8 protein-coding genes and 2 tRNA genes are annotated in these 10,215 nt (G+C 57.2%); 6 read left to right on the forward strand and 4 right to left on the reverse strand.

Annotation, left to right across the window (positions count from 1 at the left end; translation table 11 throughout):
* Positions 1–35: 35 nt before the first annotated feature.
* Complete coding sequence (gene sbcB / locus MOQ06_RS07350; RefSeq protein ID WP_242173220.1) at positions 36–1,463, reverse strand: exodeoxyribonuclease I; 1,428 nt, start codon at positions 1,461–1,463, stop codon at positions 36–38.
* Positions 1,464–1,663: 200 nt separating this feature from the next.
* Between sbcB and dacD the strand changes: the two genes are divergently transcribed.
* The 4 genes from dacD (at position 1,664) to MOQ06_RS07370 (ending at position 5,061) form a co-directional block, all read left to right on the forward strand.
* Positions 1,664–2,836 (forward strand): serine-type D-Ala-D-Ala carboxypeptidase DacD, encoded by a 1,173-nt coding sequence (gene dacD / locus MOQ06_RS07355; RefSeq protein WP_242173223.1) that lies wholly within the window; start codon positions 1,664–1,666, stop codon positions 2,834–2,836.
* Positions 2,837–2,954: 118 nt separating this feature from the next.
* Positions 2,955–3,428 carry a DNA gyrase inhibitor SbmC gene (gene sbmC, locus MOQ06_RS07360; RefSeq protein ID WP_148418201.1) on the forward strand — a complete coding sequence of 158 codons (474 nt, stop codon included), beginning with the start codon at positions 2,955–2,957 and terminating at the stop codon, positions 3,426–3,428.
* Between the two features lie 91 nt (positions 3,429–3,519).
* Positions 3,520–4,578, forward strand: a complete 1,059-nt coding sequence (locus MOQ06_RS07365; protein ID WP_242172234.1) for an FUSC family protein — start codon at positions 3,520–3,522, stop codon at positions 4,576–4,578.
* A 147-nt stretch (positions 4,579–4,725) separates the two neighbouring features.
* A complete protein-coding gene (locus MOQ06_RS07370; RefSeq protein WP_000450410.1) occupies positions 4,726–5,061 on the forward strand; it encodes a DUF496 family protein in 336 nt (111 codons plus the stop codon).
* A gap of 137 nt (positions 5,062–5,198) precedes the next feature.
* Here the strand turns inward: MOQ06_RS07370 and MOQ06_RS07375 are convergent.
* Positions 5,199–5,274, reverse strand: a tRNA-Asn gene (locus MOQ06_RS07375).
* 190 nt (positions 5,275–5,464) lie between these two features.
* Here MOQ06_RS07375 and emmdR point away from each other — a divergent pair.
* Positions 5,465–6,919 carry a multidrug efflux MATE transporter EmmdR gene (emmdR, locus tag MOQ06_RS07380; RefSeq protein WP_242173225.1) on the forward strand — a complete coding sequence of 485 codons (1,455 nt, stop codon included), beginning with the start codon at positions 5,465–5,467 and terminating at the stop codon, positions 6,917–6,919.
* A gap of 103 nt (positions 6,920–7,022) precedes the next feature.
* Positions 7,023–7,098 (forward strand) — tRNA-Asn (locus tag MOQ06_RS07385).
* A 108-nt stretch (positions 7,099–7,206) separates the two neighbouring features.
* On the opposite strand, the gene MOQ06_RS07390 is transcribed toward MOQ06_RS07385, so the two are convergent.
* A complete protein-coding gene (locus tag MOQ06_RS07390) occupies positions 7,207–8,661 on the reverse strand; it encodes an AMP nucleosidase (protein ID WP_148418197.1) in 1,455 nt (484 codons plus the stop codon).
* A 76-nt stretch (positions 8,662–8,737) separates the two neighbouring features.
* Positions 8,738–10,054, reverse strand: coding sequence for a shikimate transporter (gene shiA, locus MOQ06_RS07395; RefSeq protein WP_242172235.1), 1,317 nt, complete (start codon positions 10,052–10,054; stop codon positions 8,738–8,740).
* Positions 10,055–10,215: the final 161 nt, after the last annotated feature.

The following is a 10,215-nucleotide window of genomic DNA, read 5'->3' on the forward strand; positions in this document are numbered from 1 at the left end:
GGAGACATCGCCTCCGGCTTTTTTATATCTGCGGTTCAGACAATCTCCTGCGCATACTGGTACAGCGCCTTCAGCAACGCCTGCTTCTCGGCATCACCTTCATACTGGCCGTACAGCATCTCCAGCTCCTGGGCATAGCTGTGCAGGTACTCGGGCGTAAAGACGTTACGACGATGCTGTAACCAGCGCTCCTGCTCTGCTTCATCCAGCGTGCCGGGGTAGTTACGTGCCCGATAGTTAAACATCAGCTTCTCGATACGCTTATCCGCAAAGGTGATATCCAGCGCGGGCAGGTTACGCGGGTCGGTTTGCAGCACGATATTCATCGCCGCCCGATCGGCGTCGCTAAAGAAGCCGTTGTACAGCTGTGCATCCACGTTTTCTGACGGCACAAACGGCTCCGCTTCAGCAAAAATGGCGACGACTTTCTCGCGCACCTGCGGGTTGTCGCGCAGCACCTTCAGGTTATCGAGGCAGTGCTGGCGGTTAATCCCCAGCCGGTCGGCGTCTTCCGGGCGCAGCGTATTGGCCTGCGCCAGTACAGGGCATTTATTGATATGCACCAGCTTAACCGGCACAGCGGGCAGGTCACCCAGCGCCTCTTTCGGCGTATACAGCCGCTCGCGTAAGGTGTCGCTGTCGAGATCAAGCAGCGGCGAAATATCCCCGGCGAGATCCACCATGATAACGGCGTTACGGTTGTCCGGATGCCAGGCGAGCGGCGCCACCCAGCTCGTGTTTCCGCGCCACGCGCCGAACATACCCGAAATATGCACCAGCGGCTTCATCTGCGGTACATCAATCAGCGTCATCAGCTTCTGCTTGCTGCGATGGCTCAGCAGATATTCAAACAGGCGCGGCTGCGCGGTTTTAACCAGCTTCGCCATGGCGATGGTCGCGTAGACGTCCGCCATCGCGTCGTGGGCGTTGCTGTGCTCGATGCCGTTGGCCTTCGTCAGGTGCTCCAGCCTGAAGCTCGGCAGGCCGTCGTCATTTTCCGGCCAGGTAATCCCCTCCGGGCGCAGCGCATAGCAGGCGCGCATGATATCCAGTAAATCCCAGCGCGAATTGCGGTTCTGCCAGCTCCAGGCATAGGGATCGTAGAAGTTGCGGTAGAAGATATTGCGCGTCACTTCATCGTCGAAACGGATGTTGTTGTAGCCCACCACGCAGGTATGGGGCACGGTAAACAGATCGTGAATACGGCGGGCAAATTCCGCTTCGCTGACGCCTTTCTCCCGCGCTTCCTGGGGCGTAATGCCTGTCACCATCACCGCGCCAGGCTGCGGCAGGTAGTCATCGGCGGGCCTGCAGTAAAACACCTCGGGCTCGCCGATGATATTAAATTCGTCGTCGGTACGGATGGCAGCAAACTGCGCCGGTCTGTCCAGCGCCGGATGGGTGCCAAAGGTTTCGTAATCGTGGAACAAAAAAGTCGGGCGCGCGGCAGAGTCAGACACCAGTAATCTCATCCTGTTAAAAATTGACGTCTCTATGGTAAACGATTGGGGTGAGCAGTCCGAATAAAAAGCACGCTCACGCAAGAAATTTGCGAGATCTGTTCCGGTAAAACCTGCGCGCTGTCACATTTTTTTGCAATTAAGGCAGGTAACGACATCAGAACTCCCGTAAAAAGGTCATCGATTTTTAATGACCTGAGGATATACCGTTGAAACGCCGTCTGTTTATTGCTGTTTCTTTACTCGCTTCGAGTATTTCATCCGCGCTGGCTGCCGATCCGCTGGATTTTTCACCGCAGCCTCCTGCCATCCAGGCAGGATCGTGGGTACTGATGGATTACACCACGGGTCAAATCTTAACGGCGGGCAACGAACATCAGCAGCGCAATCCGGCGAGTCTGACCAAGCTGATGACGGGATACGTTGTCGATCGCGCCATTGACAGCCACCGCATCAGCCCGGACGACATTGTGACGGTAGGGCGTGACGCCTGGGCAAAAGGCAACCCGGTCTTTGACGGCTCATCGCTGATGTTTCTCAAAGAGGGCGACAGGGTTTCCGTACGCGATCTCAGCCGCGGCCTGATTGTTGACTCCGGCAACGACGCCTGCGTGGCGCTGGCCGATCACGTGGCGGGCGGTCAGCCGCAGTTCGTCAAACTGATGAACGACTATGTGGAAAAGCTGCACCTGCGCGATACCCACTTCGAAACCGTGCATGGTCTGGATGCGCCAGGCCAGCACAGCTCTGCTTACGATCTTGCGGTGCTGTCCAGGGCCATCATTCACGGTGAACCAGAGTTCTACCATATGTACAGCGAAAAGAGCCTGACCTGGAACGGCATCACCCAGCAGAACCGCAACGGCCTGCTGTGGGATAAAACGATGAACGTCGACGGCCTGAAGACCGGGCATACGTCGGGCGCGGGCTTCAACCTGATTGCTTCTGCGGTGGACGGCCAGCGCCGGCTGATTGCCGTTGTGATGGGGGCAGACAGCCCGAAAGGGCGCGAGGATCAGGCGCGCAAGCTGCTGCACTGGGGACAGCAGAATTTCGATACGGTGCAGATTCTGCATAACGGGAAGAAGGTGGGCACCGAGCGCGTCTGGTACGGTAATAAAGAGCAGATCGCGCTGGGCACGGATCGGGACTTCTGGCTGTCGTTACCGAAAGCGGAAATACCGAACATTAAGGCCAAATACGTGCTGGATAAAAAAGAGCTGGAAGCGCCGATTGCCGCGCATCAGCGGGTAGGGGAAATCCAGCTGTACGATCGGGACAAGGTGGTGGCGCACTGGCCGCTGGTTACGCTGGAAGGCGTTGATAAGGGTGGCGTTTTCTCCCGCCTTGGTGATTATCTCCACCATACATTCTGACCTTTTTGAGCAGACTGGCAGCGTTGCGAGTCTGCTCGCATAATTAACACTTCTCGTTTGCCGATAATATTTACTCTGCTTTATAGTGTATAAATACACAGTAATAAACGGAGGCAGCATGGACTACAGCATCAGGCAGCAGCAGAAACGTACGATCGCAGGCTTTCATCTCGTAGGGCCGTGGGAGAAAACGGTCAAGCAGGGATTTGAACAGCTGGTCATGTGGGTAGACGGCCGTCATATCCAGCCGCAGGAGTGGGTGGCCGTTTATTACGATAATCCGGATCAAGTACCGGCAGAAAAACTCCGCTGCGATACCGCCGTAACGGTAGCGGACGATTTCACCATTCCTGAGAACAGCGAAGGGGTAATGATGACCGAGATTGCTGCCGGTGATTATGCCATCGCCACCGCGCGAGTGGAAAACGATGACTTCGCCACCCCGTGGTATCAGTTCTTCAACTCCCTGCTGGAGGACAGCAAATTCCAGATTGCACCAAAGCCCTGTTTCGAACGCTATCTGAACGATGGCAATGCAGACGGCTACTGGGACATTGAGATGTTTGTTCCGGTAGAGCATAAGGTGGGTTAAGCCTGCGGAATGCAGGGTTTTTCAGCCGGGTGTAAACAATCCGGCTGAAAACACAGTACAATTGTGGTTTGCCGTGAAGCTGGAGACGGGTGTGCGCCCCGACAAATCATTAACGCCCTTTGAAATTCGGTTATACAAACATTATCGCGTGGTGCACGGTTGCCGCATCGCGCTGGCGTTTGTTCTGACCTTCGTTCTGGTTCGTTTGCTGGATATTCCGGAAGGAACGTGGCCGCTGATCACGCTGGTGGTGGTGATGGGGCCTATCTCCTTTTGGGGTAACGTTGTCCCGCGTGCATTCGAGCGTATTGGCGGCACCGTTTTAGGCTCTGCGCTTGGGCTTATCGCTCTCAAGCTGGAGCTGATTTCCTTCCCGGTCATGCTGCTGTGGTGCGCGGTGGCGATGTTTCTTTGCGGCTGGCTGGCGCTGGGCAAGAGGCCGTACCAGGCCCTGCTGATTGGCATTACGCTCGCGGTCGTGGTCGGCGCCCCGGCTGGGGACATGACTACCGCGCTATGGCGAAGCGGGGACGTTATTCTCGGCTCGCTGCTCGCCATGCTGTTTACCGGCATCTGGCCGCAGCGCGCTTTCCTGCACTGGCGCATTCAGATGGCCAGCTACGTCACCGCGTTTAACCGCGTCTACCAGGCCGGTTTTTCTCCAAACCTGATCGAACGTCCGCGGCTGGAAAAGCACCTGCAAAAAATCCTCAATGATGTGGTCAAAATGCGCGGGCTGATTACTCCGGCAAGCAAAGAAACGCACATTCAAAAAGCCATTTTTGAGGCCATTCAGACGGTCAGCCGCAATCTGGTCTGCATGCTTGAGCTGCAAATCAATGCCCACTGGGCTTCACGTCCCAGCCACTTCCTGATGCTCAACGCGCATACGCTGAAAGAGACGCAGCAGATGACGCAGCAAACCCTGCTGACCATTGCCCACGCGCTCTACGAAGGGAACCCCCAGCCGATTCGGGCCAACAGCGAGCGCCTGAATGAAATCGTCGCCGAGCTGAAACAGCTGATGAATGAACGGCATGTCGACAGCGTGGCGGAAACGCCCATCCATGGCTACGTCTGGCTGAGCATGGAGCTGGCGCGGCAGCTGGAGCTGTTATCGCAGCTGATCTGCCGGGCGCTGCGCAAATAAAAAGCGTATGTGACGCCTGCTGCTTCGATTCAGCAACAATTAGGGTTATGATGGTTTTAAACGATATACTCATTGTCATTCGCAGCCGCTGTCTGTTAAAACGGTTGCCTTAACGAATCCGAATCTCACATTATCAGGGGTGTAAAAATGGAAACTACTAAGCCTTCGTTCCAGGATGTTCTGGAGTTCGTCCGCCTGTTCCGCCGCAAAAATAAACTGCAGCGTGAAATCCAGGACGTTGAGAAGAAGATCCGTGACAACCAGAAACGTGTCCTGCTGCTGGACAACCTGAGCGACTACATCAAGCCGGGCATGAGCGTTGAAGCTATTCAGGGCATCATTGCCAGCATGAAGAGCGACTATGAAGATCGCGTTGATGACTACATCATTAAAAACGCCGAGCTGTCCAAAGAGCGTCGCGACATCTCCAAGAAGCTGAAGGTGATGGGCGAAATTAAAAACGTCGACGCTAAAGGCGAGTAATCGCGCAATTTACTGCCCGGTGGCGGCTTCGCCTGCCGGGCCTGCGGTTCCGTGGTCGGGTATGGCCTGGTTGCTTCCGACAGTTTTAGCGAACGCAGAAAAGCAAAAAGCCTGCTCGAAAGCAGGCTTTTTAAATTTGGCTCCTCTGACTGGACTCGAACCAGTGACATACGGATTAACAGTCCGCCGTTCTACCGACTGAACTACAGAGGAATCGTTGTGGAGGCTTATCTTAGCGGCGAAAAAACTTTTGTCAAACCTGATCTTAGGTAAAAGTGACTGATTGATGATTCTGTCGTCGTTTTGTTGCTAATCCAGACATAATTTTATGGAAAATACTTTGCAGGATACGCATTTCTGCCCCATCATTTGAAATGGAGTTTCAACTTTCTCGCTAAGGTCCATTTTGAACGTCACCGCCCCCATACGCCAGGCGATAATGCGCACGCCCTGGTATGCCAAACGTAAAAGCTATCGAGTTCTGTTCTGGCGTGAAATCACCCCCCTTGCTGTGCCCATCTTTCTGGAGAATACCTGCGTCCTGTTAATGGGGGTGCTGAGCACCTTCCTGGTGAGCTGGCTTGGCAAAGAAGCGATGGCCGGGGTAGGGCTGGCGGACAGCTTCAACATGGTTGTGATGTCGTTCTTCGCCGCTATCGATCTCGGGACGACGGTGGTGGTGGCGTTCAGCCTCGGCAAGCTCGATCCGAAACGCGCCCGGGAAGCAGCCAGACAGTCGCTGATGATCATGACGCTCTTTTCGATCGTTCTCGCGGCGGTTATCCATTACTACGGCAAAGAGATCATTGACGTGGTGGCGGGTGAAGCGACCGGTGAAGTGAAGGCGCTGGCGCTCACCTATCTGGAAATGACGGTGCTGAGCTATCCGGCGGCCGCCATCGCGCTGATTGGCAGCGGCGCGCTGCGCGGGGCCGGCAATACAAAAATTCCGCTGCTGATAAACGGCGGGATGAACATCCTGAACATCATCATCAGCACTATCTTGATCTACGGCGTCTTCTCCTGGGATGGGCTGGGTTTTGTCGGCGCGGGGCTAGGGCTGACCATTTCCCGCTATATCGGTGCGGCGGCCATTATCGGCGTTCTGATGGCGGGGATCGCGCCATCGCTGCGCCTGACGCTGAAAAGCTATTTCCGTCCGCTTAACTTCGCCATTATCTGGGAAGTGATGGGGATTGGTATTCCGGCCAGTATTGAATCCGTGCTGTTCAACGGCGGGAAGCTGTTAACGCAAATGTTTGTTGCCGGGATGGGGACGGACGTAATCGCCGGTAACTTTATTGCCTTCTCCATCGCCTCGCTCATTAACCTGCCCGGTAACGCGCTGGGGTCAGCGTCGACGATTATCACCGGCAGGCGCCTCGGAAAAGGGCAGATAGGGCAGGCGGAACGGCAGCTTCGCCACGTCTTCTGGCTTTCAACCATTGGGCTGACGGCAATCGCGTGGGGAACCGCGCCGTTTGCAGGGCTGATGGCCTCGTTCTACACGCATGAAAATGACGTAAAAGAGGTGGTGAAGGTGCTGATTTGGCTCAACGCGGCGTTTATGCCGATTTGGGCGGCCTCCTGGGTGCTGCCTGCCGGGCTGAAAGGGGCGCGCGACGCCCGCTTCGCCATGTGGGTGTCCATGCTCGGCATGTGGGGCTGTCGCGTCGTGGCGGGCTACACGCTGGGGGTGATGCTGGGCATGGGCGTGGTCGGCGTCTGGCTGGGGATGTTCCTTGACTGGGCCGTGCGCGGCGCGCTGTTCTACTGGCGTATGGTGAGCGGACGCTGGCTGTGGAAATACCCGCGCAAAAAAACGGAACAGGCGGTTTCGGAAACCGCGAACGCCTGACAAATGCGCGAAGTGGAGAATAAATCGGCAAACGATTGAAAATCTGCATTCACCCTTTGACATCCTCAGGGCGCATCGATAATATGCGCCCCGTTCACACGATTCCTCTGTAGTTCAGTCGGTAGAACGGCGGACTGTTAATCCGTATGTCACTGGTTCGAGTCCAGTCAGAGGAGCCAAATTTAAGAAGCCTGCTTTTAAAGCAGGCTTTTTGCTTTTCTGCGTTCTGTAAACCTGTCGGGAAGCGGCTTCGCCTTACCCAGAGACGGGAAGGCGAAGCCCTGCTATCAGCGGAACGGCGGCTCGTTGAAGGTGCGTAGCTTGCGGGAATGCAGCCTGTCGCCTTCCGCGCGCAGCAAATCGATGGCGCGAATACCGATTTGCAAATGTTCAGAAATTGCCCCCTCGTAAAAACGGTTCGCCTGACCCGGCAGCTTGATTTCCCCGTGAAGCGGCTTATCGGATACGCACAGCAGCGTGCCGTAAGGCACGCGGAAGCGGTAGCCCTGCGCTGCAATCGTGGCGCTTTCCATGTCGATGGCCACCGCGCGGCTGAGGTTGAAGCGCAGCGCGGAGGCGGAATAACGCAGCTCCCAGTTGCGGTCATCCGTGGTGACGACCGTACCGGTACGCAGGCGCTGCTTCACCTCTTCACCCGGCATGCCGCTCACCTCTTTCGTGGCGTCGTAAAGGGCGCGCTGCACTTCGGCGATGCTTGGGATTGGAATGTCCGGCGGCAGAACCGCGTCGAGAACGTGGTCGTCGCGCAGGTAGGCGTGGGCCAGGACGTAATCGCCAATCAGCTGACTTTCGCGCAGGCCGCCGCAGTGGCCGATCATCAGCCAGACGTCCGGGCGCAGCACCGCCAGGTGGTCGCAGATGGTTTTCGCATTCGACGGGCCAACGCCGATGTTAATCAGCGTAATGCCCTGCCCGTCGGCGGTGATCAGGTGCCAGGCCGGCATCTGGTGCTTTTTCCACGCCAGGTCGGAGATGGCCTCCTCCGGCGCTTCGGTTTCGGCGGTGATCCAGATCCCGCCCGCGCAGGAGAGGGCGATGTAAGGGCTGTCCGGGTCGAGGATCTGGCTACAGCCCCAGCGGACAAATTCGTCCACATAGCGCGTGTAGTTGGTAAACAGCACGAACGGCTGGAAGTGTTCGGCCGGCGTGCCGGTGTAATGGCGCAGGCGCGCCAGCGAGAAATCCACCCGGCGGGCATCAAAGTGCGACAGCGGTGAAAACTCAGCCGGGTGGTAGATGCCGTCAGCCGTTTCATCGCCAATCTGCGACAGCTCGGTCGTCGGGAAGTGGCGCGTCAGCCCCGCGCTCATGGAGCGGTCCAGCGTCAGCGCCGAGCCGTCTATCACGTAGGGGTAGGGGATCTCGTGCAGGGACGGTTCGACGCTGATATGCGCGCCGTAGTCCTGGTACAGCAGCGTGAGCTGCTCTTCCAGATAGGGCCGAAACAGCCCGGGACGGGTGATGGTCGTGCTGTAACAGCCCGAGTGGGTGAAGCGGGCATAGGCGCGGGTTTTCGGATTACTGCTGGCGCTGCCGTCCCAGGTGACAGAGAGCGATGGATAAACAAAAAGGCCCTGGGTTCTGGCCTTTTCATCGGGAAGTTTCCCGGTTTCGATATAGTCGCCGATGGCGTTACGCAGCGCGTTGACGGACTGTTCATACAGCGCGTCGAGTTTTTCCAGCGCCTGAGCCGGGGTCAGGCTGGAGCCCTTATTATTCATGTCTGTCTCCTTGTTCCACAGGTGTGCGGCGATACCCGATAGTATGTCACACGCCTGTGAAACAAAAGTGAGGAGATCAGCCGTGCGCGGTTTCCTTCATAAACAGGGCGGTCGCGGCGGAGAGCAGGCAGCCCGCCAGTAGGTAAATCGCCACGCTGTGCCAGTCGCCGCCGGAGAAGGTCACCAGCGCGGCGGCGATAAACGGCGTAAACCCGCCGCCGACCACGCTTGCGACCTGGTATCCCACGCCCGCGCCGCTGTAGCGGTAGCTTGCGCCGAACAGCTCGGTAAACATCGGTTGCTGCACGCATACCACCATGTCGTGGGCGACATTGGCCAGCATGATGGCGAAGAAGACGATCCAGAAGACCGACTGCGCCTCCAGCGCCATAAAGAACGGCCACGCGCTCAGGGTGCCGATTAATGCCCCGGTGATGTAAACCCGCCGACGGCCAAACCGGTCGGCGAGCCAGGCGAAGCAGGGGATGGTCAGGCAGCTTATTCCGCCGACCACCAGGCCAATGTTCAGGAACAGCTCCCGCGGCAGGCCGAGGTTTTGCGTCGAATAGTTCAGGGCAAAAGCGGTGACGATATACATGGTCAACAGTTCACACAGGCGCAGGGCGATAATTTTCAGAAAAGCGCCAGGGTGCTGCACCAGCGCTTCCATTACCGGTAGCCGTTTTTTCGCTACCGGCTTTTCCCGCTGCTGCTGTTCAAATTCGGCCGACTCCTCCATGCCGTTGCGGATCCAGAGGGCCACCACGACCAGCACAATGCTGAAGATAAACGGTATACGCCAGCCCCAGCTCAGGAACTGCTCGTCGGTGGTGAGCTGGCTTATCAACGACACCAGCCCGGTGGAGAGCAGCAGGCCCACGCCATATCCCACCTGTACGCCGCTGCTGTAAAAGGCTTTCCTGTTTTTTGGCGCACTTTCCACGGAGAGCAACGCCGCGCCGCCCCATTCGCCGCCTACGGCAAAGCCCTGAATGGCGCGCAGCGTCACCAGCAGCACCGGTGCCCACCAGCCGATGGAGTCAAAGGACGGCAAAATGCCAATTAGCGCGGTGGCAATGCCCATCATCCACACGGTGAGCATCAGCATGCGCTTGCGGCCCAGGCGGTCGCCGAAGTGGCCGAAGATCACCCCGCCGAGAGGGCGAAACAGGAAGCCGACGCCGAAGGTGGCAAAGGCGGCCAGCGTGCCCATGGCGGGGCCGATCTGGGGAAAGAATTCACGGTTGAACACCAGCGCGGCGGTGATGCCGTAGAGCAGAAAGTCATACCAGTCGACGACGGCGCCTGCGAAGCTCCCTAAAGCGGCGCGGCGGGCGCGGTTAAGCGAAGGTGTCTCCTCGTCAGGGCGAGCGGAGATGAGGGTTGAGTCCATAGTTGTCCTGTCCGTACTGATTTTTAATTATTGGTATAAGAAAAGGTCACTCACACTGCGGCCGTCGTAGTGACGGAACGTATGAGACTACCGCGACGGGCGGCCTGAGAAAACGTTTTTATCTTTCCTGAAAGCGCTAAATAAATATATTTCATCTTACC

The organism is Enterobacter sp. I4, from assembly GCF_022669095.1.
GTDB classification, from domain to species: Bacteria; Pseudomonadota; Gammaproteobacteria; order Enterobacterales; family Enterobacteriaceae; genus Enterobacter; species Enterobacter pasteurii.